A 23587-nucleotide genomic window follows, 5' to 3' on the forward strand; every position below is an offset into this window, starting at 1 on the left:
CCGCGGTTCATGCGTTCGAATGAATCATGAAGGCTTTCGGATTCCTCTCGTTCGGGCACTACGCCGACGTCCCCGGTTCGTCGACGCGCACGGCCGGCGACATGCTGCGCCAGACCATCGAGATCGCCGAGGGCGCCGATGAGATCGGCGTGAACGGCGCTTACTTGCGCGTGCACCACTGGGCGCGACAGGCGGCGTCCCCCATGCCGCTGCTGAGCGCCATGGCCGCGCGCACGAAGCGCATCGAGGTCGGCACCGGCGTGATCGACATGCGCTACGAGAACCCGTTCCAGTTCGCCGAGGAGGCCGCGGCCCTGGATTACATCGCCGACGGACGCATCGCGCTCGGTGTGAGCCGTGGTTCACCCGAGACCGCACTGCGCGGCTACGAGACATTCGGATACGTCGATGGCGAAGACCCCGAGCGCGGCAGCATCCTGGCTCGGGAGAAGTTCGACCTGTTCCTGCGGGCGATCGACGGCGAGCGGATCGCCCCGGGCGACCCGCGCATGGTCGGGCCGGGGCAGTACCTGCACGTCGAACCGCACTCGCCGACCCTGCGCGACCACATCTGGTGGGGTGCGGGGTCGCGCGCGACGGCGGAGGACACCGGACGCAAGGGCCTCAACATGATGAGCTCGACCCTGCTCACCGAGGCCACGGGGCAGCCGTTCCACGAGCTCCAGCGCGAGCAGATCGATCTCTTCCGCGCCGCCTACAAGGATGCCGGTCACACCGGCGCTCCTCGGGTGTCAGTGAGCCGCAGCGTCTTCCCGCTGGTCAGCGACATGGACCGGGCGTACTTCGGACTGCGCAGCGAGGACGGCGACGACCAGATCGGCATCATCGACGGGATGCGCTCGACGTTCGGCAAGACATACGCGGCCGAACCGGACGTGCTGATCTCGCAGTTGAAGCAGGACGAGGCCGTGATGGCCGCTGACACGCTCATGCTCACGATCCCGAACCAGCTCGGACCGGACTACAACCTGCACGTTCTGCAGGCGTTCGCCGAGCACGTCGCCCCCGCGCTCGGGTGGAAGCCCAACACGGAGGGTCCGGTGCAGGGCGACGCCGTCTGAGCCCTGCCGACCCCGCGATAGCGTAGGCGGATGGTCACGATCACCCCGCTTCAGCCGCAGGACCGCGCCGACTGGCTTGCGCTCTGGAACGGCTATCTGGCCTTCTACGAGTCCACACTCGACCAGGCGACGACGGACGCGACCTTCGACCGGCTCACCGCGGATGCCGAGCTGCACGGCGCCATCGCCCGCGACGGTGACGGTCGCGCGCTCGGGATCGTGCACTGGCTGACGCATCCGGCGACCTGGACGACATCCGACTACTGCTACCTCGAGGACCTCTTCGTCTCGCCGGATGCCCGCGGCGCCGGAGCCGGCGAGGCGCTCATCGAGCACGTCAGGGCGTGGGCAGAGCAGAACGGCAGCGCCAAGGTCTATTGGCTGACGGACGAGAGCAACGAGACCGCCCGCCGGCTCTACGACCGGGTCGCCGACCGCAGCGGTTTCATCCACTACCAGATCCGGATGCCGTGAACCGAGCGCTACTCTGACGGCATGACTTTCGACGGTGGATACGACGACCCTCGTGTCGTGGCGCTGCGCGGTGAGCAGCGCCGGCGGCAGACGCGGTTCTTCATCGCGTTCGCACTCATCGAGGGACTCGCGCTGCTCGCTGCCGTGATCCTCGTCTACGGCTTCGAGGTCGTCGACCCCGATCAGGGGATCTGGCTGCTCGTGGCCATCGCGGTCATCGGCGGCATCGTGTTGAGCTCGTCGCTGCTTTCGATGATGCGCCGGCACACGCAGGAGCTGCGCGATCTCGGTGTGCCGCCGGGGCCCGCACAAGGCGACCCGAACAACGCCGGCTAAGACCTCGCTGCGATCGCCCCCTGCGCCACTGCGTCCGGGTCTGGACGCGAGGCGACGAGTTTCACGATCGGACCGAGCGCCGACCGCACGCTGAGCATCCGCATGATCGTCTCTCGAAGCAACGCGATCACGCGACCGCGCCGGAACATCAGCTTCGCCAGCATCCGGGAGTTCGACTGCGCCGACTCCACGCGCGGGCGCTCGACGCGCTCCCACGCCGCGAGGATCCGTGCGAGCGAAGAACGGTCGGCGTGCCGCAGCATCCGTGACAGCATCCAGGCCGATTCCATGGCCATACCGGCGCCGATGCCGGCCGTCGGGAGGAACCCGGCGGCGGCATCGCCGATCAGGATGCCGGTGGGCAGCACCCAGTGCGCCGTGCGGACGTCCTCGAGGTGCCACAGGTACGGGTCGGGGTCGGCGGCGACCGCGGCGATCGCCGACTCGATGCGCGGATGCCCGCTGACCATGCGCGAACGCACGGATGTCGCGAATGCCTTAGGCCCGACTTCAAGGTCCGCGATCGGGCCACCCAGGAACACGCCCGTCTTCCCCTTGACGGGGTAGGTGCCCAGGAAGAATCCGTCGCCCCACAGCTCTTCGCCCAGGTCGATCTCGTCCCCGGCGTCCGCCCACGCGATCCAACCCGACCAGCCGGTGTCGACGACCTCGGGCGGGGCGAGCGTCATGAGCTCCCGCATCCGGGAGTGCAGGCCGTCGGCGCCGACGACGAGGTCGAAATCGCCGGAACCAGCGTCCGTGCCGGCATGATCGACGAACGAGACTCGCGTGACGCCGCCGACGACGGGCCGCAATGATCCAACCGTCGTGTCGAACGTGACCGCGCAGCCGTTCGTCGTCAGCACCTCGACCAGCTCGCGGCGGCCGATGCCGTTGTAGTCGCCGTAGATGCTCAGCAGCTCGCTGAGCGAGTCCTCGCGCACCGGACGTCCGCGGTGCGAGCGGAACCCGTACCGCCGCAGCGGAGTGCTCGCCGCGCGGTACTGCTCGCGGATGCCGAGATCGATGAACACCTGATCCACGAGCGGCATGAGGGCGAGCATGTAGCCGGGGTGGTCCATCCGCGGCATCCGATCGATCAGCACCGGATGCAGCCCGTCGTGACGCAGCATCTGCGCGATCGTGAGCCCTGCCATGCCGGCGCCGACGACGAGGACCCGCAGACGATCGTCGGCCTGGGCAGCGAGCTGAGTGTCGAGTGGTGTGGCGTCGAGCATGATCCTCCTCGGGCGTGCCTCCACGCTACTGCGGCACCCGTTCGGAGGCGGCGGGGCGCCCGGTACCCTGGAGATCATGCTCAACATGGCCGATGGCCTCGCTCGACTCGGCGCGCTCGCCGCAGACCCGGTCGTCCGCACCCTCGCCGACGCGTTCGCCGCGCAGGACTTCGAACTCGCCGTCGTCGGCGGCCCGGTGCGCGACGCGCTGATCGGTCGCCGGACGCACGACCTCGACTTCACGACCAATGCGTCGCCCGACGAGATCCTCGCGATCGTCAAGCCCATCGCAACAGCGCACTGGGATATCGGGCGCGCGTTCGGCACGATCGGCGCCCGAGTTCAGGGCGAGCAGGTCGAGATCACCACCTACCGCGCGGACAGCTACGACGGCGTCACCCGCAAGCCGACCGTCGAGTTCGGCGACACGATCGACGGCGACCTCGTCCGCCGCGACTTCACCGTCAACGCGATGGCGCTGCAGGTGCCGGCGGTCAAGCTCGTCGACCCGACCGGCGGTGTGGAGGACCTCGTCGCCGGCATCCTGCGCACCCCGACGGACCCGACCGTCAGCTTCGGCGACGATCCGCTGCGGATGCTGCGGGCAGCGCGCTTCAGCGCCCAGCTCGGCTTCGCGATCGACGACGCGACGCAGGACGCCATCGCCGAGCTCCGCGAGACGCTGAAGATCGTGAGCCCCGAGCGCATCCAGGGTGAACTGATCCGCCTCATGCAGACCGAGGACCCCGTCCGCGGCATCCGGGTCCTGGTCGACACCGGTCTCATCGAGGAGTTCCTGCCCGAGGTGAGCGCCCTGCGGCTCGAGGTCGACGAGCACCACCACCACAAGGACGTCTACGAGCACTCGCTGACGGTGCTGCAGCAGGCGATCGAGCTCGAGCACGCCCGGCATCCGGGAGCCGAACCGGATGTCGCGCTGCGCATCGCGGCTCTGCTGCACGACATCGGCAAGCCGCGCACCCGCAAGCTCGAGCCGGGCGGAGCGGTCACGTTCCACCACCACGACGTGGTGGGCTCGCGCATGGCGCGCAAGCGCCTGCAGTCCCTGCGCTTCGACGGCGAGACGACGGATGCCGTGGCGAGGCTCATCGAGCTGCACCTGCGCTTCTTCGGGTACGCCGAGGGCACCTGGACCGACAGCGCGGTGCGCCGTTACGTGCGCGACGCCGGCGAACTGCTGGACCGTCTGCACATCCTCACCCGCGCCGACGTCACGACGCGCAATCGCCGCAAGGCCGCGCGCCTCGCGACCGCGTACGACGACATCGAATCCCGTATCGCGACGCTCCGAGAGCAGGAGGAGCTGGACGCGATCCGCCCCGAGCTCGACGGCAATCAGATCCAGGAGATCCTGGGCATCGCGCCAGGGCGCGAGGTCGGAGAGGCCTACCGGTTCCTGCTCGAGCTGCGCCTCGACGAGGGCGTACTGGGTCCGGATGCCGCGGAGCAGCGCCTGCGCGACTGGTGGGCGAGCCGCAGCTGAGCCCGCAGGGTCTCAGCAGCCGCAGGAGCGGCCGATGACGAGGTGCGCGTCGACGACCATGTGCACCCGCTCATGCGGCGGGCCGACGAGTGCTTCGACGGCCGCCTCGGCCATCTCGGCCAGCGGCTGCGCGACGGTCGTGAGCGTCGGCCAGCTGTAGGCGGCGTCGAGCGACCCGTCGAAGGAGACGATGGCGACGTCCTCCGGCACGCGCAGGCCTGCTTCGTGGGCCGCCTTCAGCACGCCTCGGCCCATCTGGTCGGAGCTCACGAAGAGCGCCCGTGGCACGGCATCCGAGCGGATCAGCCGACTCATCGCCTCGTACCCGCCGTCCGGGGTGAACCACCCTCTCGCGATGGGACCGGGCGCCAATCCGAGGCGCTCGAGGCTCTCGCGCCACCCGGTCTCACGACCGTCCTCCTCATCGCCCGTCGTGCCGCCGATGACGATGCCGATGTCCTGATAGCCGTGCCACGCCAGATGCTCGACCGCGAGGTGGGCGCCGTGCAGCAGATCGACGCCCACCGAGTCGCGGGTCGGCACCCCCGCGCTGTTGTTCAGCAGCACGATCGGGATGCCGGCGATATCGAGGTTGCGCAGGTCGGGCTCGAACACCGTGCTGCACAGGAAGATGCCGTCGACGAGGCGCCCGGCCAACTGCTCCAGCTGGACGCGCTCCGTGGCGATGGAGGAGTCCGAGCTGGAGGTGATGACCATGTATCCGCGCTTGGCCGCTGCGGCCTCGACCTCGTGCGCGAGCTGCGCGAAGTACGGATTGGTGGTGGTCGGCGTGACGATGCCGAGCATCTCCGTCGAGCCGAGCCGAAGCGCGCGGGCGGATGGATTCGCCCGATACCCGAGCTTCGCCACGGCATCCCGCACCCGCTGCTCCGTGTCCTCGCCGACGCGCTTGGTTCCGTTGACGACGTAGCTGACCACCGCAGGGCTGACCCCGGCGAGCTTCGCGACGTCGTTTCGGGTAGCCCGGCTCTGAGAGGAGGAAGAGGAGCGGGACACGGCGCCATCCTAGCCGCGCGCGGTCTGCGTCTCTCGCGCCTCGAGCCGTGCGGGCGCATCGCCGAAGTCCGGGATCGTCAAGCGCTCGCCACCGCGGAGGGCTGAGCGATGGGCGATGATGCCGGGCAGCGTGTAGCGCGCGGCCTCCCACGCGTTCACCGGCGGCAGGGTGCGCGTGGTGACCGCCGTGGCGAAGTCGTCCACCAGGAAGTGGTGACTGCCCTCGTGCCCGCTCGGCAGGCGCTTGAGCGATTCCGGCAGCCGTGACGCGTCGTGCACGGGAGCCAGTCCCGAGATGAATGCGTCGCGCAGCGCAGGATCGACGCCGGCGAGCGACGGGTCGTCGGCGGACATCGACGGCTTGGTCTCGAGAAGCTCGGAGACGTCTTCGTAGCCCTCCTTGTCCTGCCAGACGGCGTTCGCGACGAGCTGCTCGAAGCTGCCCTCGGTGCCGAAGTAGCGGAACCGGGACTCGCGCAGGTGAGAGGGATAGCCCACGCGACGGAACTCGTTGATGCGCATGCTGCCGCCACCGGCGAGTTCGAACAGGGCCGTGGCATTCGAGAAGTCGTTGTCGAACATGCTGACCTCACGGTCGAACACGCCGTCGCCGCGGTCGTCGCGCACGCCGATGCAGCTCACGCTCACGGCGTGCGAGCCGATGGCCCCGATCACGCCGCCGACAGAGTGCGTCGGGTAGAGCATCGGCGGGTAGCTGGCCGTGCTCTTCCATTCCTCGCCGCCGCTGTACTGGTACGCGGCGTAGAAGCCGAGGTCCATGTCGTGCACATAGTCGCCCTCGGCGTAGAAGATGCGGCCGAACGCTCCGTCGGCTTTGCGACCCCGCGCGTACACGGTGGCCGGGTTGTAGTAGCTGGTCTCGCCCATCATGTAGGTGAGGCCCGTCTCGCGCACAGCCTCGATGATCGCCGCGATCTCCTCCTCGCTGATCGCCATCGGGACCGCGGAGTACACGTGCTTGCCTGCGCGCAGCGCCCGCACCACCAGCGGGCCGTGCGTCCAGCGCTGCGTGAAGATCGCGACGGCGTCGACGTCGGAGGCGAGCAGATCGTCGAAGCTCCGGGCCGTGCCGGCGAGGTGCTCGCGCTCGGCGAGTTCGGTCGCGCGTTCGGGCAGGACATCGGTCACGACGACCGAGGAGACGAAGGGGTGCGCGTTGAAGAGCTTCGCGAACTGGCCCGCGAACTGCCCTGCGCCCACGATGCCGAGGGAGAAGGTCTGGTGTGTCATGCGCGAGAGTCTGCCACGATTGGTTACACGAGTCAACACCTTCTCTTCTGCGGAAAAACAGTTCAGAAGTCACCCTTGTGTCATCCAAGTGACTCGTGTAACTTCGCGGTCATCCTGATCATCGCATAACGACGGAGTGTGAAGATGACAACGAGCACGATCGTCCTCGGGCGTCGCGGAGCGACGCGTGACGGGGGAGTCAGAACGCGAAGAACGCGCAGCGACATCAAGATCGCCCTGCTGTTCATCGCCCCGGCGCTCATCGGCCTGATCCTGTTCTACTTCGTGCCGACCATCCGCGGGCTGTACCTCAGCTTCACGGAGTACAGCGTGCTGGACGACCCGACCTGGGTCGGTACCGCGAACTACGAGCGCCTCGCCCAGGACCCGCTGTTCTGGAACGCGCTCGGCGTCACGGTTCAATACGTCGTCATCAACATCGTGCTTCAGACGGCCATCGCCCTCGGGCTGGCACTGCTCATGCAGCACGTCGCCCGCTCGACGGCGGTACGAGGGATGCTGCTGATGCCGTATCTCATGGCGAACGTCATCGCCGCGCTGCTGTGGTTCTGGATGCTGGATTACCAGCTCGGCATCGTGAACAACATCATCGAGTGGCTGGGTCTGCCCCGCGTCGCGTTCTTCGGCAGCGCCGAATGGGCCATCCCGACGCAGGCGCTGATCAACACCTGGCGGCATATGGGCTACACCGCCCTGCTGCTCTTCGCGGGGCTCCAGGCGATCCCCGGCACGGTGTACGAGGCCGCGAAGCTGGACGGCGCGAACCCGTTCCAGACGTTCGGACGCATCACCCTGCCGCTGCTGCGGCCGGTGATCGCGCTGGTGCTCGTGCTCACGGTGACCGGATCCTTCCAGGTCTTCGACACCGTCGCCGTCACCACGCAGGGCGGACCGGTCAACGCGAGCCGGGTGATCCAGTACTACATCTTCCAGAAGGCGTTCACGCAGCTCGAGTTCGGCTACGCCTCCGCTCTGGCGATGATCCTGTTCATCATCCTGGCCATCGTCGCCTTCGTGCAGATGAAGCTCCTCCGCGGCAACGAATCCGACCTGGCGTAAGCGAAAGGAAGAGGCCATGACCACGACCACGACCATCGTCACCCAGGGGCGCCGCATCCGCCGGCGCGTGACCTGGGGAGCCGTCTTCGGCTGGATCTGCCTGGGCATCGCGATCGCGATCAGCATCCTGCCGTTCTATTGGGTGCTGCGCACCTCGCTCTCGATGAACAGTGCGCTCGCCGCCAATTCGTCGAGTCTGCTGCCCGTCGAATTCAACCTCGGCGCCTTTGCGCGAGTGTTCGGACTGCAGTCGACCGAGGAGGCGCTCGCACAGGGAGGATCGGGAGCAGAGATCAACTTCTGGCAGTACCTGCTGAACTCCACGATCTTCGCCACGCTGACCACGGTGGGGGCGGTGTTCTTCAGCTCGATGGCGGCGTACGCGTTCGCACGGCTGCGCTGGAAGCACCGCGACCTCGTGTTCGGGCTGTTCCTCGCGACCGTGCTGGTGCCGCCGATCTTCACGGCGCTGCCGAACTTCCTGCTGATCAAGAACCTCGGTCTGCTCGGGACCATGTTCGGGATGATCCTGCCGTACATCTTCATGACGCCGTTCGCGATCTTCTTCATGCGGCAGTTCTTCCTGAACATGTCGCGCGAGGTCGAAGAGGCGGCGATGATCGACGGCGCATCCCAGTGGCGCATCTTCACGCAGGTCGTGCTGCCCAACGCCGCGGCGCCGCTCGCCACGCTGGCGCTGCTGACGTTCATGGGGCAGTGGAACGAGTACTTCTGGCCGCTGCTCGTGTCGGACGAGAGCACCCGCGTGCTCACGGTCGGGCTCGGCACGTTCAAATCCCAGTCGCCGCAGGGCGCTCCGGACTGGTCGGGCCTGATGGCGGCGACCCTCGTCTCGGCCGTGCCCGTGCTGATCCTGTTCGCGGTGTTCGGCAAGCGGATCGTCAACTCCATCGGCTTCAGCGGGCTGAAGTGATCATGAAGGGACATCGGACAATGAGCCGCATGAAGAAGATCGCCGCCGGCACTGTCGCCGTGCTTTCGGTCGCGGCGCTCGGCGGCTGCGCCGGCGGAGACGACCCGAACACCATCGACTACTGGCTGTGGGACGCGAATCAGCTGCCCGGCTATCGGCAGTGCGCTGCGGACTTCAACGCCGCGAACCCGGACCTCACGGTGAAGGTCACCCAGCTCGGGTGGGACGACTACTGGGGCAAGCTCACCAACGGCATGGTCGCCGAGAACGCGCCCGATGTCTTCACCAACCACCTCTCGAAGTACCCGGACTACCTGCGCTTCGAGCAGCTCGTGCCGCTCGACGACACGGAGGTCGATTTCGATCGATACGCGGACGGTCTCGCCGACCTCTGGGTCGGGCAGGACGGCCAGCGGTACGGCGTTCCGAAGGACTGGGACACCATCGCTCTGTTCTACAACCGGGACATGCTCTCGGATGCCGGCATCAGCGAGGACGAGATGGCGGAGCTCACCTGGAACGCCGAGGACGGCGGAACTCTCGAGGACGTCATCGCGCAACTCACGATCGACTCGGCGGGCGTCCGCGGGGACGAGGAGGGCTTCGACAAGAACGACGTCGAGGTGTACGGCATGGGGCTGGCGAACTCCGGGTCCGGGATGGGCCAGGCCGAGTGGAGCTGGTTCACCGGCACGACCGGATGGACGCACACCAACGAGAACCCGTGGGGCGACCACTACAACTACGACGACGAGCGGTTCCAGAGCGCGATCGCGTGGTGGGCCGGCCTCATCGACAAGGGGTACATACCGCGTCTGGAGACGACCGTCGGTGCCTCGATGCCCGACAACTTCGGCGCCGGGAAGGCGGCGATCAACTCGCACGGATCGTGGATGATCGGTCAGTACGCGAGCTACGACGACATCGACCTCGGCATCGCGCCGACGCCGATCGGGCCCGAGGGCGAACGCGCATCGATGTTCAACGGCCTCGCCGACTCGATCTGGGTGGGAACCGACAATCTCGAAGGGTCGAAGAAGTGGGTCGAGTACCTCGGGTCACCGGCCTGCCAGGACGTCATCGGCGACCAGGGCGTCGTGTTCCCGGCCATCCTCTCGTCGGCCGAGCGCGCCGTCGCCGCCTACGAGGAGCGCGGCCTGGACGTCTCGGCGTTCACCGAGCACGTCACGGACGGAACCACGTTCCTGTTCCCGATCACGGCGAATGCGGCGCAGATCGATGCGATCATGAAGCCCGCCATGGACTCGGTGCTCACTGGACAAGCGGATGCCGGCTCCCTGACAGACGCGAACACGCAGGTGAACCGGCTGTTCGAGGATGCCGCGGACGACTGACGCTGCTCCCGCAGCGCCGCTTCACGAGCGGTGCTGCGGGACGACGATCTCGAAGGAGCTCATCACGGTCGGGTCGCGCTGGCGGCAGCATCCAGCCAGGCCGTGATGTCGACGCCGATCGTGACGATGCCCTCCTCGGCATCCGAGACCGCCTGCGGGCGGAAGATGTGCTCGTCCATGGTGTGCTCCCGGGGTCAGGGCGCCGGCGTTGTCGTCGGCTCGGGCGTCGGACCAGGAGGCGTCGGCGTGGGCGTCGGATCGCCGGACTCGATCGCTGTGGCCTGACCGAACGGCGCCGGCGCCGGCCCGACGGAGTCCTCGTCGAGTTCGCCCATATCGGTCAGCTGCGCCTCCTGCAGCGGATACACGTTCCAGATCGGCTGACCGCGGAAGTCGTGCAGAGGAACCGTGACCTCGGGGCGGTCGTCCTGCCATCCGTAGTCGCCGGTGTCAGGCCCGTGCAGGTTCAGCGGCGTGCCCTTGCCCGTGAACAGCTGGACATCTTGAAGCGGCTTCCCTTCGGCGTCGTACACGAAGATGTTGCCCACCTGCACGCCGTCGAGCAGCAACCCGCTCGGCGGGTAGTACCCCTCGTCGATGTACTCGGTCTGCGTGCTGACCATCCAGACGAAGACGAACGGCAGCGCCACTGCGGCGACGATGCTCACGATCGTGCGCATGTGGCGCAGCGCGTTCTTCGGCAGCCACCTGCCGCGTCCCCACTGCACGCTGACGAGCGTCAGGGCTGCGAGCAGCCCCCAGCCGGGGAGGCTCCTCGGCCAGTAGCTTCCGTAGCCCTGCCCGGTGATGGCCAGCAGGACGCCGTAGATCGCCGCAGCCCGCAGCACCCACCACACCGGGCGCAGGGCGATGAGCAGATCCAGCATCCAGGCACCGAACCGACTCGAGCGGATGTCGGTCGCGAGGGCTCCGAGGCGGGAGCGCACCCGGGTGCCGAGGGGCTGGCGTACCTTCTTGTCGGATCGCGGCGGAAGGCCGGCAGCACCCCGCAGCTCCTCGGCGTAGCCTGCCGGGTCGTTGAGGTCGATCGCTCCGTCGTTGTCCACCGCCTTCTCGGTGAGGTCGGCGACGAGCCCGACCGTGATGTCCTCGGCATCCTCGCCGGGGAGGTCGTCCAGATGGCCGCGGACGGCTGCCGCGAAGGCGCGGATGCGCTCGTCCAGCGATGCGTCGATGGTGTTCATCACTCGGCTCCGATCGAAGGGGATGCTGTGGGAGAAGAATCGAGCAGTCCGCTCATGGCGGCGGAGAACTCGGACCAGGTGGCGTGCTGCTCATCCAGGGAGGCGCGCCCCTGAGGGTTGATCGCGTAGTACTTGCGATGCGGACCGCCGTCCGACGGGACGACGTAGCTGGACAGCGATCCTGCCGCGTACAGGCGGCGAAGCGTTCCGTAGACGGACGCGTCGCCGACATCGCCGAGCCCGGCCTCGCGCAGGCGACGGACGATGTCGTACCCGTACCCGTCCTCCTGACGCAGGACCGCGAGGACGGCGACGTCCAGAACGCCCTTGAGCAACTGCGTGGTATCCATCGAACTCCTCTGTCGCAATGCACGCTACCACGCAATGCACAGTAGTGCGGGAAACGCGATTGTCGTCCGCGTGTGTCGCATCAGCTGCACGACAGAGCCCCTGCGGAACCGCCCGGTCTGCAGGGGCTCGGGATCAGGATGCCGGGGCTAGCCGATCTGCTCCCAGGCGCCGTTCTTCTTCGATCCCGGCTCCTCGTCGCGGGTCCACCACTTCGCGCGCCAGAGGTCGTCGCCGAAACCGACGATGTCCCCCGTGTCGAACACGCGACTTGGCGTCCAGATCGCGATGCCGGAGGCATCCGCCGAGATCTCCTGCCAGGCGCCGTTCTTCTTCGATCCGGGTTCCTGACCGCGGGTCCACCACGACGCGACCCAGACGGAACCGTCGAACGTCACGGCATCCGCTTCGTCGTACGTCGTCCGTGCCGACCACTCCGCCGGCGTCTCGGCCGATGCCCCGTCGTCGTCGCCGACGATGATGCCGCGGCCGTTCGTCGCGATGTACACGCGGCCGAACTCGTCCGGGTCTCCGGTGATGTCCGCGCCGATCCACCCCCACTCGTTGGCGTCGTCGTTGATGCGCTGCCAGTTCGCACCGCCGTCGATCGAGCGGTACACGCCGCGCTGACCGTCGCGAGAGGCGGCGGTGTAGATCGCGGGTGTCGTGGCGCCCGGGGCCGCCGTGCCGAATCCGATCGTGTCCGCCTCGTCGAAGCCGGGTATCGCGGCCCAGGTGGTTCCGCCGTCCTGTGATCGCCACAGCCCGTAGGCGCCGTCGTCTTCGCCGCCGGCCAGCCACACGTCGCCGATCGCGCCGGGCATGGCCTGGAAGCGCACCGGACCCTCGACGGGCAACGTAGCCTCGCTCACCGCCTGGAAGCTCGCCCCGGCATCCTCTGAGCGGAAGAAGGTTCCGCCGACGAAGGCGTACACGCGAGCAGGCGAGACCCGATCGCTCTCCACGCGCGCCCCGGCCGGCAGACCGGTCGATTCCGTCCACGTCGCGCCGCCGTCGGTCGAGACGCGTGGCGCAGCACCGGCCGGCGCCCAGACGATCGCCGAGCCGTCGGCGTTGACCGTGACGGTACCGGGGCCCGTCGCGCCATCCGCGGCCGGGGATGTTGTCCAAGTCATGCCGCTGTCACTCGAGGATGCGACGACGTGCGCACCGCCGCCATCGATGCCGGCGCGCACGATGACGTTCGAGGCGCGCCCGGCGAGGTCGACACTCGTGCCGCCGCCGAAGTACGGGTCGCGGAAGCTCTGCGGCACCGTCGCGATGTCGTCGTGCACGAAACCGCCCAGATCGAGCATCGCCGACACCAGATCGACTTCGCCCGCAGGCGCGACGAACTCCTGAATGGCGGTCTCCTCGATGCCATATGCCTCTGGAGTGATATGGATCACGCCGCCCGGCTGATCCCACGCGGTGAGGTCCTCGCTGCGATAGATCGTCGCGCCGGTGCCGTACATCAGCTCGTCGGAATCGAACGGGTCGATCTCGAGCGCGGATGTCATCCACCCGAGCTTCGGCGTCGGCTCCGCCCACGCGACCGGCTCACCGACGTCTTTGCCGAACGACAGCCAGGGCACGTCGTCGATCGACTGCTCGTAGCGGCGCGTCATGGTCGCCGAGCCGTCGTCGCCGTACGCGTAGTCCCAGATCGGCGTCCACGTCGCACCCCGATCGGTGGAACGGAAGATCAGGATGTCGGGCCACCACTGGATCTGCGTGGCGACCATGATCGTGTCCGGATCGTTGCGGTCGATCGTCAGACCACCGAAGCCGAAGTCGCCGCCGACCGGGCGCTGTGCGGGCGTGATGTTCGTCCAGGATCCGTCGTCGATGCCGTAGCGCCAGACCTCGCCGTCCGATCCGTCGTACGGTCCGGACGTGTTGCTCGTGGTGATGTACAGCGAACGGCTCGCCTCGTCGACGACGCCGTGGTGCGGCAGGAACCCCGCCGGCGCACCGGCGACGGGCTGCCACGTCGCACCCGCGTCGTCCGAGCGGTAGAGGATGTCGTCGGTGTCGGCGACGGCTGTGAAGACGGTCTCGGTCGGCTCGCCTTCGGCCGTGGATGCCGTGTCGAACGCGGTCCAGAGCACGCCGAGGTTCGAGGTGAGGTACGAGTTCTCTGAGCCGGGCTCCGGGACGAAGTCGCCGGCGTTGGGGAACGCGTCCACCTTCTCGAAGCTCACCCCGGCATCCGTCGACCGCCAGAGTCCCTGACCCTGCTCGGCCCCGTAGTAGAGCACGTCGTTGTCGCTCGGGTCGACCTGCAGGCGCTCCCCGATGCCGCGACCGGGCATGTTCCCGCCGACCTTGAACGGCAGCGGGGTCGCCTCCCAGGTGTCGCCGTAGTCGTCCGATCTGAGGATCGCGCCGTTGTTCGGGTCCCAGTCGTTCGTGTACATGCCGGTCGCGACATACACGCGATTCGGCTCGACAGGGTCGGTGGCGAGACTGAGCACGCCGAGGCGATTCCAGTCGTCCCATCCGATGTGATCGAGCAGCGGAACCCAGGTGTCGGTGTCTCGGCCGAGCCGGTACGCGCCGCCGATGTCCGTGCGGGCGTACACCAGTCCCGGTTCGGTCTGGCTGTAGATGATGCCTGGGACGTAGCCGCCGCCGGTGATGGCGGCATTCGACCAGGTGTAGTCGGATGCCGCGGCATCCGATCCTGCTGCCTGCGCCGCCGGAGCGGCGAGGACGAGCGGCACCAGGCATCCGGCGGTGATGATGACTCCGAGCGCGGAACGTCTGAATCTCACGGGAAACACTCCTGTCGTGTTCGTGGACGGTCTTCTTCGACCGTTCGCGACATTATCGAAGCGCTTCGAGTCTGTCGAGGACTATTTCGTCATAAGCCCTCGCCCGTGCTCAGCCCGCCATGCGCTCACCGTCGGGTGTCAGCACCCACCACACGTCGTTGACGCCCTGGCCCTTGACCTCTCCGGGTGCGGCATCGCCGACGAAGTAATACAGCGGCCAACCGTTGAGCGTCAGCTGCGTCTCGCCGTCGACGCCGGTGATCGTGCCGACCTCACCCGTGACGCCCTCGACTTCGGGTGCCTCGCCGTCGACGGCCACGGCGGGCCAGTTGTCCGCGCACTCGCCTTCGCAGGTGCTCGCGTCGGCGCCCTGGGTGTCGTTGTCGAACATGTAGACCGTCATCCCTTCGCCGTCCACGACGATGCTGCCCAGTGAGGAATCCGCCGTCATGAGCGCGACGTCGGCGGTCTCGGTCTGCTCCTCGGCCGGAGCGCTGGGCTCGGCGCCTGTGTCTCCCGAGTACGGGTCACCGCCGCTGCCCGATCCCGAGGAGCATCCGGCGAGTCCGAGCGTGAGGATGAGGGCGACGGCGCCGAGGCGGACCGCTGGTGCGATGTTCATGAGGTGACTCCTTCGTCCGGTGGGAACGGGATGGGCATCCCGTCACCGTGGACACGAGATCCGCGTCCGAAGAGTTCAGGCCTCAGTCGTCGAGTTCGTTCCGCATCAGAACGGCACCGGACTGCGCACGCAGCTCGATCGCCGCGATGTCGTCCGATCGCAGCGCCGTACCGGCGGCGACCTGCGCGGTCGTGTCGGGGAAGGCTCGCCAGGTCGACAACTGGGTCTCGGTGCCGGACGTCGAGACGACGACGAGCGCGTACTCCCACCCGTCATCGGGTGCGTCCGCGGCCGCGCCGTAAGTGCAGGTCAAGGAGAGGCGCGTCCCCCACGCGACATCCTCGATCCGCACCGAGGCGTCCAGCGGCAGGTCTTCGACGAGCTCGAGCGCGACGGTCTCGACCGGACCGACCTGCTGTGAGAGGACGGCCGGCACTGCGACGAAACCGGCGATGACCGCCGCGGCGGCCGCAGAAGCGAGCAGCCAGCGGGTGCGCCGGGTGCGGCGCGCCCTGGCTACGCCCAGTTCGACGATGCGCGCGCGGGCCGGGTCGCTCGCGGGTGCCTCGGCCGACTCGTCGACGGACAGCAGATCGATCGCGTCGGTTCGCGGGACTCGTGCCAGCAGGCCGGGCAGCGGGGCGAGATCGGCCAGGGCCTCACGGCACATCGCGCACTCGGACGCGTGCGCCTCGAACGCGGCGCGATCGGCCGGGCTCAGCGCGCCGAGCACGTATGCCGCATCCCATTCCGCGAAGCGCTCATGCTCGTCGTTCATCGCGTCACTCCCTTCTCCTGCAGTGCGAGCCGCAGCGCCTTCAGGCCGTAATGCAGGCGGGACTTGACAGTCCCCTCCGCGACGGCGAGCTCCTCAGCGATCTCGGCGATGCTCGATCCGAGGTAGTACGCGCGCACCACGACATCGCGGTGGGCGCGACTGAGGCCGGCCAGCGCCTCCTCGATGAGCATGGCGTCGAGCACGGCATCCGCGGCATCCTGCACCGCCGTCTCGGGCGTCTCCGCCATCGTGATCTCGCGGCGCCGACGCGCGCTTCTGGCCTCGTCGACCACGAGGTGCCGGGCGACGGTGTACATCCACGACCGGGTGGCCGCCGGATCCTCAGCGAGGATGCGCGGCGTGCGCCAGGCGCGCAGCAGCGTCTCCTGGACGACATCGTCGGCTGCCGAGCTGTCTCCCGTGAGGTGCACGGCGTATCGCCGGACCGATGCCGCATGCGCGTCATAGAGCGCACCGAGGCGAGACGCGTCGTCGGGCATCGGTCACCTCCTCACCAGGGACACGAGGCCGGCGTCCGCGAGGTTCAGATGAACCGGAGACGCGATCGTCTCGTGTTCCCCGCATGGACACGTTCGAGATCGCTGGACTTCCGCTTCATCCTCTCATCGTGCATGCGCTCGTGGTGCTGCTTCCGCTGACGGCGCTCGCGCTGGTGCTCGGCACGTTCCTCCCCGCGGCGCGGCGACGGCTGGGCGTCGTCACGCCTGTCGCGGCGCTGGTCGTCCTCGCGCTCACCCCGATCACCGTCGTGGCCGGGGATTCGCTGATGGAGACGGTCGGTCCGCTGCCTGGTGTCGCCGAGCACGCCGATCTCGGCCGGATGCTGCTGCCGTGGACGATCGCACTCTTCGTCGTCTCGGCGGCGCAGTGGGCCTGGCACCGATTCCGTCCCGAGCGGTCGGATCCTCGGCGATCGGATGCCGTGGTGACGGCGATCCTCGCCGTGCTCGCCGTCGCGGTGGCGGTGGGCAGCACCGTGATGGTGGTGCTCATCGGCGAGGCCGGGGCGCGGGCCGTGTGGGGGTGAGCCCCCGCCCCGCGTGCGCCGATAGCCTGGCCGCATGAGCGATCTCACCACCGTCCTGCAGGTCACCCACAACGCGCGCGGCATCGGAGGCATGGCATCTGAGTCCGGAGGCACTGTGCGCTCGGGCATCCTCTACCGCTCGGATGCGCTCGGCGGACTCACGGCCGCAGGCATCGGCGCATTCGCCGATCTCGGCATCGGCACGGTGATCGATCTGCGCACGGATGCCGAACGCGCGCGATCGGCCGACGTGCTGCCGCAGGACGGGAGCGTACAGCTGCTCGCATTGCCGATCCTCGGCGGTGCGATGGACGAGATGGTTCGTCGGATGCTCCCCGGCGGCGACGGCACGCGTCCGAGCGAGGACGACGTCGCCCGCATGCTGGAGGCGGTGCCCACGCTCGAGGAGCTCTATCTCGGGATGCTGAAGGACGGTGCCGCGCAGTTCGTTGCGATAGGGCGGGCCGTGATCGCTGCGGCCGGCACGGATCGACCCGGCGTGCTGTTCCACTGCACGGCAGGGAAGGATCGCACCGGTGTCGCCGCGGCCCTGCTGCTGCAGCTCGCCGGCGCGAGCCGTGCGGACGTCGTCGCCGATTACACGCTGACCGGGCAGAATCTCGCTGGCGCGTTCGCCGAGTCGCTCACCGGTCTCATCACGAGCATGGGCGTTCCGCTCACTCCGAAGCTCCGCATCCTCGCGACCGAGGCGCCGGCGGAGGCCATGGAGGCTGTCCTCGATCGGCTCTCGACGGAGTACGGCGGTGCCGCCGGCTATCTGCGCGCTCACGGGATGACGGATGCCGAGATCGGTGAGCTCGTCGGCATCCTGACGGTTGTGGCCGAGGAGCCGCTCAGAACATCCGCATCCAGATGTTGATCCCGATGACTGCGACCACGACGACGATCCACATCCAGCGCTTGCGGTGCTTGAGGCGCCGCCCGGACGGTGCGACGCCCGGCGGCGGTGTGACCAACCCGACCGGCGGGACGAAGGGCAGGCTGTCGACTGCGGCGCCGGATGCCGGGACCGCCGCCGTTGCTGCGGCCGCACGATGCTCCGCGTGCAGCCGCTCGTCGCGCCATCGCGCCCATTGGTCGAACTTCGTGATCAGCGCGCCGACGCTGCCGAACAGCCACGCCCAGGTCGCCGGGTCGAGGGTCGAGGCCTGGCGCTGCGTGTACAGGAACAGCCAGTCGTCGACGATCTCGACGTCCAGTTGGGCGGCGTTGTCGATGAAGCGGGCCATGATGTCGGGCGTGAACAGGTACAGGGCGTCCTGTTCGTAGCCCTGCGGGCAGTACAGCGTGAAGTACCGGTCGAAGTCGCCCTCGAGCGAGAGGTGCTGGTCCTTGTCGAAGGAGGCGGGGAGGTTCGATCCGAACCCGTTGTTGCCCACGGCATCCAGGACGATGTTCGGCAGCGGAACGTCCAGCTTCACCGCGACGTACCCCCAGTGGTACGTCGTCGAGCTCTTGCCGTGCTTGACCGTGTACTGATAGTTGCCGAACTCGACGAAGCGGGGACTGTGCCCGCGCACGAGCATGCTCGAGCGGCGCGAGTTGCCGAACTGGAAGATCATCCCCGGGAGCCCAGGGCTGTCCACCTGATCCTCATAGGTCATGTTGTTCGCGGCGGCGAATCGGCTCAGTCGGTACCGCCTGACGCGCTTCTTGCGGTGGCTGAAGAAGGCACCCACGCCGATTCCGACCACGAGGATGCCGAAGATCGCGAACGGGATCATCGCCGGACTGGAGAATCCCTGCGATGACAAGAGGGCGAACATCGTGACGAGGATCGGCAGTCCGATCACCAGGCACAGGATGCCGATGACGATCCCGATGACGGTGCCCGCGGTCATGCCGCTGCCGGATCGTCGGGCTCTCATCTCGGCCACGAAGGCGCTCACGGCCTTCGGATCCACTGGTTCGGTGAGCGGGCGCGCGTCGAAGGCGACGGCGGGATGCGGAGTGCTCACGGGTTGACCTCGTCTCCCGTCCAGGAGAGGTCAGCACCGTCCGGGATCGGCAGCGCCTCGAGCCGCGCGTCCGCGCAGATCGCGGCGATCAGCTCTGCGGATCCCGCGACGACGGTCGAGTCGAAGTCGATCTCGCTCACCATCACCCAGGCTCGATCCTCCGGCCACAGGATGCTGGGGTGCTCGGCGCGAGGCTCGAAGCCGCGCTCCTCGAGGGGGCGGTCGCGCCACGGTGCGTCGAGGATCCACTCCGGGTCGGCGAAGACAGCCGGGGCGGCGGAGAACAGGACATGGTCGCGACCGGGCAGTTCGAGTCGCGGTCCCTTCGAGATCTCGTCCGACAGGATGCCGGGGTGCCACGTCGGCTTCGCGAACGGGTTGTTGAACCGGTCGTGGATGCTCTGATCGAGCATCGCCTGGTGATTCGGGTCGCTGCTGATGAAAGCGTGCGAGGGTGCGGACTTCATGGCGCCGACGATGTCGCCCCAGCCCTCCCAGACCGCGGCGAATCCGGCATCCGGCGTCGTGGTGTGTGAGATCAGGTGCGAGGCCAGCTTCGCGAGGTCCGTCGGGGCCAACTGCCCCTCATCGGGGGAGGTGAACTCGCGTCCGTCCGGCGCGACGCGGGCATTCCAGTCGACGCCTTCGGGCGTGCGGACGATCCGCTGCCACTGCGCGAGCGGGTGCAGCGTGGTGCCGAACGCTGCCGCGGTCTCGGCCCAGGTCGCCTCACGATCCTCGAACAGCTCGATCAGGCGCCGCTGCTCGGCACCCGGCATCCGCGCCCAGTCCTCCATCTCGGGAACCGCACGGTCGGGCAGCGAACGCACCCGTGCGGGGTGGAGCACACGGACGTAGGCCGGGAACCCGTGAGGCACGACGCCCAGGTTCTCGTCCAGCCGCTCCCGCAGCCATGCGCCCGCCGACTCCGGATCCGCCACCCACTCCATGCGTCAACGGTACCCGGCCGAGCTGAAGCACCGTCTGTTCACCGCACCGTCGCCTCCCGGCAACACGCGCATGTCACCATGCCCGCCGTGCGAAAGCCTCACGTCACCGTCATCCTGCCTGCCAAGGATGCCGCGCCCTACATCGGCACGACACTGGAGACTCTGACGCGCCAGTTCGACGATCCGGTGACGCTGAAGCTCGTGGCGATCGACGACGGTTCGTCCGACGGCACCGGCGCGATCATGCGCACGTACGCTGACCGTTTTCCCCACGCCGAGGTCATCATCAACCCGAAGCCCGTGGGACTGGCGACCGCTCGCAACCAGGGCCTCGACCACGTCGAGGGGGAGGCGTTCTGCTTCATCGACGGCGACGACTGGATGCAGCCGGGGCGACTGCGCGTGCTCACGGATCGTCTGCGCGAACTGGACTGCGACTTCCTCCGCACCGATCATGTCCGCGTCACCGGCACCAAGCGCACGGTCGTCCGCGCCCCGTATGCCTGGCGGGGGAAGGTCGCCTCCCCTCGTGACGCGATCCTCCCGCCGGACGACACGACTATGGTCGACTACCCGTATGCCTGGGCGGGCATATTCCATCGTCGCGTCATCGACCGGGGGCTCGCGGTGTTCGACGACGGCCTGTTCACCGCCGAGGATCGCCCCTGGATCTGGCGTCTGCACCTGCACGCGCGATCGTTCGCTGTCGTCGACGCCCCTGCTCTGCTGTACCGCCGAGGCGTGCCGACCTCTCTCACGCAGGTGCGCGATCGCCGGCAGCTCGACTTCACGCGTGCGCTCGGTGCCGTGCTCGACACGGTGGAGCAGGACGACGAGGCCGAGCGCTTCCTGCCGAAGGCGGTGTGGACAGTACTCGCGCTCAGCTCGCACCACCTGGTCCGCTCCCGCCGGATGACACGTGCGCTGCGACGGGACATGCGCGGCGGCATCCGGGAACTGCTCCGGCGCCTGCCGGCGGATCAGGCCGCGTCGGTGTTGCAGAGACTGGACGGGCCACGGCGCCGCGTGCTCGCGCGCAGCCTCCGACAGGCGGAGCGGACGACATGACCCGCCTGTTCATGCTGCACAGCACATACGGGCTGGCGACGGCGACAGCGGCGCTCGACGCCGGGATCTTCGACGGCGCGCACGAGAACGTGCTGCTGCCCGTCAACACCGCCCGAATCCCCGAGACGAGTCCTGGCATCGACGCGCTGCCGAGCCTCGAGTCGCTGCGGGCGCGATTCGCGCGGTCCGAATCCCTGGACGAACTGCTGTCGCCGCGGCATCCGTCGTCCTGGAAGCCCCACGCGCCAGACCTGCCGATCCTGCGCCGGCTGCTCACCCGTGTCTGGGATCTCGACGACGACCTCGAACTGTGCGTGCAGAGCCCGCAGGTCGCGCCGGCGAAGACGCTGCTGTCGCTGTTCCCCGATGCGCGGATCACGATCATCGGCGACGGCCTGATGACGTACTCGCCGATCCGGGTCGATCTCGGACGGACGGTGACCGAGCGCGTGGGTCGCGTCGTCCATGCCGATGTCGTGCCTGGTGTCGCACCGCTCGTGTTCGCGGAGGCAGGAGCGGAGCGGATGCCGGTGCCGGCCGCCGCGTTCCGCACCGCGCTCGCCGAGACGGTCGTGCATGATCCCGAACTCGAAGTCCTCGCCGACGGCACGCGCACCGCACTCGTGCTCGGCCAGTACCTCGCCGCACTCGGCCTCGTCGAGCCGGACGAGGAGATCGCGATGCAGCAGCAGATGATCGACCGCGCGATCGCAGCGGAACCGGCGCGGATCGTCTTCAAGCCGCATCCGTCTGCACCACCGGCGGTCACATCGGCACTCCGGCAGCGCGCACTCCGGCACGGCGTCACCTTCGTCGAGTACCGCGGTCCGACGCCGGCCGAACTCGTCGCCGAACGACTGGATGCCGCGGTCGTCGTCGCCGGATTCTCGACGGCCCTGCCGACGGTTCGCACGCTGTACGACAGACCCATCGCCTCCGCCGGACTCGAGACGGTGCTGGCGCGCCTGACCCCGTACGAGAACAGCAACCGGGTACCGGCGACGATCGTCGATGCGCTGACCCGCGAGGACTCGCCGTACCGGGATCCGGAGCGGCTGCAGCTGCTCGTCGATGCCGTCGGCTACGCCATGCAACCGCGCATCGCCGCGCACCTGCGGCCGCACGCCGAACGGCTGCTGGAGGAGCTGGATGCCGGGGAGCGCGACCGCTACTTCGCGGCCGATCGACGCATCGCCCTTGGCCTCCCCGGTGCCCCGCCCGAGCGCATCCTGCGGCGGGTGATGCGTTCGCAGGGCGGCGTCGGGCGCATCGAAGAGGTGCGACTCACGGTCGCGGGCGCCGGACGGCGCGCCGCGCGAGCATGGAAGGCGGTTGCAGGACGATGACCCAGACAGTGGCGATTATCCCCGCCAGGGGCGGATCCAAGCAGGTGCCCCGTAAGAACCTGCGACGAGTCGGCGGGGTGCCGCTCGTCGAGCGCGCTGTCCGTGCGGCGACCGCGGCATCCGGCGTCGACCTCGTGGTCGTATCGACGGACGACGCAGAGATCGCGGCGGTGGCGATCGCCGCCGGCGCGCGCGTCATCGCCCGCCCCGCGGAGCTCTCGGGCGACAAGGCGTCGTCCGAGAGCGCGGTCCTGCATGCCCTGGACGAGCTCGAACGCACCGGCGTCCAGGTCGGCACCGTCGTCTTCGTGCAGGCCACGTCGCCGTTCATCCCGACGTCGGGGATCGACGAGGCGATCGAACTGATCGGCAGCGGGCGCTTCGACAGCGCCTTCTCGGCGCACGAGACCTACGGGTTCCTGTGGCGTCGCGACGAGGACGGAGCTGCCGAGGCCATCAACCACGACGCGTCGCATCGTCCGCTGCGGCAGGAGCGGGAGCCGCACTACTTCGAGACCGGCGCCTTCTACGCGTTCGATGCCGCAGCCTTCCGGGTTGCCGGCCATCGCTTCTTCGGCCGGATCGGGATCGTCGAAGTGCCGGAGCAGACCGCCGTCGAGATCGACGACGCCCAGCAGCTCGCGATGGCCTCCGCCGTCGCCGACCTCATCGACCGGTCGGGCGAACGCATCGATGTGCGGGCGATCGTGACGGACTTCGACGGCGTCCACACCGACGACACCGCGTTCGTCGACAGCGAGGGACGCGAGCACGTGCGGGTCAGCAGGGAGGACGGCATGGGCGTCTCGCTGCTGCGGCGCGCCGGCATCCCGATGCTGATCCTGTCGACCGAGGTCAACGCCGTCGTCCGGGCCAGAGCCGACAAGCTCAAGGTTCCGGTGCTGCACGGCATCGATGACAAGGCGGCGGCGCTCACGGCCTGGGCGGCCGAGCAGAACATCGCCCTCGGCGACGTGGCCTATCTCGGCAACGACGTGAACGATCTCGAGGCGATGCGGATCGTCGGGTGGCCCGTGGCCGTCGGAAACGCGCATCCCGTGGTGCGCGAGCAGGCGCGGATCGTACTGAACCGCAACGGCGGACAGGGGGCCGTTCGCGAACTGGTCGAAAGGGTGTTGCCTCGCTGACCTGCTCCGGTAACCGTCAGGTCGCGTGACGTTCACACTCGCGGCGT

Annotated in this window: 23 protein-coding genes; 12 read left to right on the forward strand and 11 right to left on the reverse strand. The window is 68.5% G+C overall.

Features of this window, described 5'->3' with window-relative positions; all coding sequences use genetic code 11:
• Nucleotides 1-26: 26 nt before the first annotated feature.
• Genes AC3ANJ_RS00120 through AC3ANJ_RS00130 form a run of 3 tightly spaced genes read left to right on the forward strand, consistent with a single transcriptional unit; the run spans nucleotide 27 to nucleotide 1892 of the window.
• Nucleotides 27-1082: an LLM class flavin-dependent oxidoreductase gene (locus tag AC3ANJ_RS00120; protein ID WP_488317655.1), complete on the forward strand. Its 1056-nt coding sequence runs from the start codon at nucleotides 27-29 to the stop codon at nucleotides 1080-1082.
• A gap of 30 nt (nucleotides 1083-1112) precedes the next feature.
• The gene (locus tag AC3ANJ_RS00125; protein WP_488317656.1) at nucleotides 1113-1556 is read left to right on the forward strand and encodes a GNAT family N-acetyltransferase; all 444 of its coding nucleotides are present in this window, start codon (nucleotides 1113-1115) and stop codon (nucleotides 1554-1556) included.
• 21 nt (nucleotides 1557-1577) lie between these two features.
• Nucleotides 1578-1892 carry a hypothetical protein gene (locus AC3ANJ_RS00130; protein ID WP_488317657.1) on the forward strand — a complete coding sequence of 105 codons (315 nt, stop codon included), beginning with the start codon at nucleotides 1578-1580 and terminating at the stop codon, nucleotides 1890-1892.
• Here the strand turns inward: AC3ANJ_RS00130 and AC3ANJ_RS00135 are convergent.
• Nucleotides 1889-3130: an FAD-dependent oxidoreductase gene (locus AC3ANJ_RS00135; protein WP_488317658.1), complete on the reverse strand. Its 1242-nt coding sequence runs from the start codon at nucleotides 3128-3130 to the stop codon at nucleotides 1889-1891. The two genes, AC3ANJ_RS00130 and AC3ANJ_RS00135, sit on opposite strands and share 4 nt — an antisense overlap.
• 76 nt (nucleotides 3131-3206) lie before the next feature.
• On the opposite strand from AC3ANJ_RS00135, the gene AC3ANJ_RS00140 reads away from it, so the two are divergent.
• Nucleotides 3207-4634: a CCA tRNA nucleotidyltransferase gene (locus tag AC3ANJ_RS00140; RefSeq protein WP_488317659.1), complete on the forward strand. Its 1428-nt coding sequence runs from the start codon at nucleotides 3207-3209 to the stop codon at nucleotides 4632-4634.
• A 12-nt stretch (nucleotides 4635-4646) separates the two neighbouring features.
• On the opposite strand, the gene AC3ANJ_RS00145 is transcribed toward AC3ANJ_RS00140, so the two are convergent.
• Nucleotides 4647-5651, reverse strand: coding sequence for a LacI family DNA-binding transcriptional regulator (locus AC3ANJ_RS00145; protein ID WP_488317660.1), 1005 nt, complete (start codon nucleotides 5649-5651; stop codon nucleotides 4647-4649).
• Nucleotides 5652-5660: 9 nt separating this feature from the next.
• On the reverse strand, nucleotides 5661-6902 hold the full coding sequence (locus AC3ANJ_RS00150) for a Gfo/Idh/MocA family protein (RefSeq protein ID WP_488317661.1): 1242 nt from the start codon (nucleotides 6900-6902) through the stop codon (nucleotides 5661-5663).
• Nucleotides 6903-7046: 144 nt separating this feature from the next.
• Here AC3ANJ_RS00150 and AC3ANJ_RS00155 point away from each other — a divergent pair, with 144 nt between their 5' ends.
• From AC3ANJ_RS00155 to AC3ANJ_RS00165, 3 genes are read left to right on the forward strand one after another with little or no spacing between them, the layout of a single operon-like run.
• Entirely contained in the window at nucleotides 7047-7982 is a 936-nt protein-coding gene (locus AC3ANJ_RS00155; RefSeq protein ID WP_406247972.1) for a carbohydrate ABC transporter permease, read from the forward strand.
• A gap of 16 nt (nucleotides 7983-7998) precedes the next feature.
• A complete protein-coding gene (locus tag AC3ANJ_RS00160) occupies nucleotides 7999-8916 on the forward strand; it encodes a carbohydrate ABC transporter permease (protein ID WP_488317662.1) in 918 nt (305 codons plus the stop codon).
• A gap of 20 nt (nucleotides 8917-8936) precedes the next feature.
• On the forward strand, nucleotides 8937-10271 hold the full coding sequence (locus tag AC3ANJ_RS00165) for an ABC transporter substrate-binding protein (RefSeq protein WP_488317663.1): 1335 nt from the start codon (nucleotides 8937-8939) through the stop codon (nucleotides 10269-10271).
• Between the two features lie 194 nt (nucleotides 10272-10465).
• Here the strand turns inward: AC3ANJ_RS00165 and AC3ANJ_RS00170 are convergent, their stop codons facing one another.
• From AC3ANJ_RS00170 to AC3ANJ_RS00195, 6 genes are all read right to left on the reverse strand, one after another.
• Complete coding sequence (locus tag AC3ANJ_RS00170) at nucleotides 10466-11476, reverse strand: hypothetical protein (RefSeq protein ID WP_488317664.1); 1011 nt, start codon at nucleotides 11474-11476, stop codon at nucleotides 10466-10468.
• Nucleotides 11476-11826, reverse strand: a complete 351-nt coding sequence (locus tag AC3ANJ_RS00175) for a PadR family transcriptional regulator (RefSeq protein ID WP_406247965.1) — start codon at nucleotides 11824-11826, stop codon at nucleotides 11476-11478. Before AC3ANJ_RS00175 ends, AC3ANJ_RS00170 begins: the two co-directional genes overlap by 1 nt.
• 147 nt (nucleotides 11827-11973) lie before the next feature.
• Nucleotides 11974-14601, reverse strand: a complete 2628-nt coding sequence (locus AC3ANJ_RS00180; RefSeq protein WP_488317665.1) for a xyloglucanase — start codon at nucleotides 14599-14601, stop codon at nucleotides 11974-11976.
• Between the two features lie 109 nt (nucleotides 14602-14710).
• Nucleotides 14711-15223, reverse strand: coding sequence for a COG4315 family predicted lipoprotein (locus AC3ANJ_RS00185; protein ID WP_488317666.1), 513 nt, complete (start codon nucleotides 15221-15223; stop codon nucleotides 14711-14713).
• A gap of 82 nt (nucleotides 15224-15305) precedes the next feature.
• Nucleotides 15306-16001 (reverse strand): zf-HC2 domain-containing protein, encoded by a 696-nt coding sequence (locus tag AC3ANJ_RS00190; RefSeq protein ID WP_488317667.1) that lies wholly within the window; start codon nucleotides 15999-16001, stop codon nucleotides 15306-15308.
• Nucleotides 15998-16501 carry a sigma-70 family RNA polymerase sigma factor gene (locus AC3ANJ_RS00195; protein ID WP_488317668.1) on the reverse strand — a complete coding sequence of 168 codons (504 nt, stop codon included), beginning with the start codon at nucleotides 16499-16501 and terminating at the stop codon, nucleotides 15998-16000. Before AC3ANJ_RS00195 ends, AC3ANJ_RS00190 begins: the two co-directional genes overlap by 4 nt.
• Before the next feature lie 83 nt (nucleotides 16502-16584).
• On the opposite strand from AC3ANJ_RS00195, the gene AC3ANJ_RS00200 reads away from it, so the two are divergent.
• Nucleotides 16585-17049 (forward strand): DUF2231 domain-containing protein, encoded by a 465-nt coding sequence (locus AC3ANJ_RS00200; protein ID WP_488317669.1) that lies wholly within the window; start codon nucleotides 16585-16587, stop codon nucleotides 17047-17049.
• 34 nt (nucleotides 17050-17083) lie between these two features.
• Nucleotides 17084-17929: a tyrosine-protein phosphatase gene (locus AC3ANJ_RS00205; protein WP_488317670.1), complete on the forward strand. Its 846-nt coding sequence runs from the start codon at nucleotides 17084-17086 to the stop codon at nucleotides 17927-17929.
• On the opposite strand, the gene AC3ANJ_RS00210 is transcribed toward AC3ANJ_RS00205, so the two are convergent.
• On the reverse strand, nucleotides 17904-19028 hold the full coding sequence (locus AC3ANJ_RS00210; protein ID WP_488317671.1) for a hypothetical protein: 1125 nt from the start codon (nucleotides 19026-19028) through the stop codon (nucleotides 17904-17906). The genes AC3ANJ_RS00205 and AC3ANJ_RS00210 overlap by 26 nt on opposite strands.
• On the reverse strand, nucleotides 19025-19978 hold the full coding sequence (locus AC3ANJ_RS00215; RefSeq protein ID WP_488317672.1) for a hypothetical protein: 954 nt from the start codon (nucleotides 19976-19978) through the stop codon (nucleotides 19025-19027). The genes AC3ANJ_RS00210 and AC3ANJ_RS00215 overlap by 4 nt, the downstream gene beginning before the upstream one ends.
• An 87-nt stretch (nucleotides 19979-20065) precedes the next feature.
• Between AC3ANJ_RS00215 and AC3ANJ_RS00220 the strand changes: the two genes are divergently transcribed.
• Genes AC3ANJ_RS00220 through AC3ANJ_RS00230 form a run of 3 tightly spaced genes read left to right on the forward strand, consistent with a single transcriptional unit; the run spans nucleotide 20066 to nucleotide 23540 of the window.
• The gene (locus AC3ANJ_RS00220; RefSeq protein ID WP_488317673.1) at nucleotides 20066-21046 is read left to right on the forward strand and encodes a glycosyltransferase family 2 protein; all 981 of its coding nucleotides are present in this window, start codon (nucleotides 20066-20068) and stop codon (nucleotides 21044-21046) included.
• Entirely contained in the window at nucleotides 21043-22392 is a 1350-nt protein-coding gene (locus tag AC3ANJ_RS00225) for a polysialyltransferase family glycosyltransferase (RefSeq protein ID WP_488317674.1), read from the forward strand. The genes AC3ANJ_RS00220 and AC3ANJ_RS00225 overlap by 4 nt, the downstream gene beginning before the upstream one ends.
• Nucleotides 22389-23540 carry a cytidylyltransferase domain-containing protein gene (locus AC3ANJ_RS00230; protein WP_488317675.1) on the forward strand — a complete coding sequence of 384 codons (1152 nt, stop codon included), beginning with the start codon at nucleotides 22389-22391 and terminating at the stop codon, nucleotides 23538-23540. Before AC3ANJ_RS00225 ends, AC3ANJ_RS00230 begins: the two co-directional genes overlap by 4 nt.
• Nucleotides 23541-23587 lie beyond the last annotated feature (47 nt).

This window comes from Microbacterium sp. STRO-1N (assembly GCF_057748015.1).

What these genes read in the sequence shown, in the direction of transcription:
- AC3ANJ_RS00190 (WP_488317667.1), bottom strand. Translation starts at nt 16,001, where the DNA reads ATGAACGACGAGCATGAGCGCTTCGCGGAATGGGATGCGGCATACGTG.
- AC3ANJ_RS00170 (WP_488317664.1), bottom strand. Translation starts at nt 11,476, where the DNA reads ATGAACACCATCGACGCATCGCTGGACGAGCGCATCCGCGCCTTCGCG.
- AC3ANJ_RS00130 (WP_488317657.1), top strand. Translation starts at nt 1,578, where the DNA reads ATGACTTTCGACGGTGGATACGACGACCCTCGTGTCGTGGCGCTGCGC.
- AC3ANJ_RS00160 (WP_488317662.1), top strand. Translation starts at nt 7,999, where the DNA reads ATGACCACGACCACGACCATCGTCACCCAGGGGCGCCGCATCCGCCGG.
- AC3ANJ_RS00120 (WP_488317655.1), top strand. Translation starts at nt 27, where the DNA reads ATGAAGGCTTTCGGATTCCTCTCGTTCGGGCACTACGCCGACGTCCCC.
- AC3ANJ_RS00150 (WP_488317661.1), bottom strand. Translation starts at nt 6,902, where the DNA reads ATGACACACCAGACCTTCTCCCTCGGCATCGTGGGCGCAGGGCAGTTC.
- AC3ANJ_RS00155 (WP_406247972.1), top strand. Translation starts at nt 7,047, where the DNA reads ATGACAACGAGCACGATCGTCCTCGGGCGTCGCGGAGCGACGCGTGAC.
- AC3ANJ_RS00225 (WP_488317674.1), top strand. Translation starts at nt 21,043, where the DNA reads ATGACCCGCCTGTTCATGCTGCACAGCACATACGGGCTGGCGACGGCG.
- AC3ANJ_RS00195 (WP_488317668.1), bottom strand. Translation starts at nt 16,501, where the DNA reads ATGCCCGACGACGCGTCTCGCCTCGGTGCGCTCTATGACGCGCATGCG.
- AC3ANJ_RS00205 (WP_488317670.1), top strand. Translation starts at nt 17,084, where the DNA reads ATGAGCGATCTCACCACCGTCCTGCAGGTCACCCACAACGCGCGCGGC.
- AC3ANJ_RS00185 (WP_488317666.1), bottom strand. Translation starts at nt 15,223, where the DNA reads ATGAACATCGCACCAGCGGTCCGCCTCGGCGCCGTCGCCCTCATCCTC.
- AC3ANJ_RS00140 (WP_488317659.1), top strand. Translation starts at nt 3,207, where the DNA reads ATGCTCAACATGGCCGATGGCCTCGCTCGACTCGGCGCGCTCGCCGCA.
- AC3ANJ_RS00200 (WP_488317669.1), top strand. Translation starts at nt 16,585, where the DNA reads ATGGACACGTTCGAGATCGCTGGACTTCCGCTTCATCCTCTCATCGTG.
- AC3ANJ_RS00175 (WP_406247965.1), bottom strand. Translation starts at nt 11,826, where the DNA reads ATGGATACCACGCAGTTGCTCAAGGGCGTTCTGGACGTCGCCGTCCTC.
- AC3ANJ_RS00215 (WP_488317672.1), bottom strand. Translation starts at nt 19,978, where the DNA reads ATGGAGTGGGTGGCGGATCCGGAGTCGGCGGGCGCATGGCTGCGGGAG.
- AC3ANJ_RS00230 (WP_488317675.1), top strand. Translation starts at nt 22,389, where the DNA reads ATGACCCAGACAGTGGCGATTATCCCCGCCAGGGGCGGATCCAAGCAG.
- AC3ANJ_RS00165 (WP_488317663.1), top strand. Translation starts at nt 8,937, where the DNA reads ATGAGCCGCATGAAGAAGATCGCCGCCGGCACTGTCGCCGTGCTTTCG.
- AC3ANJ_RS00135 (WP_488317658.1), bottom strand. Translation starts at nt 3,130, where the DNA reads ATGCTCGACGCCACACCACTCGACACTCAGCTCGCTGCCCAGGCCGAC.
- AC3ANJ_RS00125 (WP_488317656.1), top strand. Translation starts at nt 1,113, where the DNA reads ATGGTCACGATCACCCCGCTTCAGCCGCAGGACCGCGCCGACTGGCTT.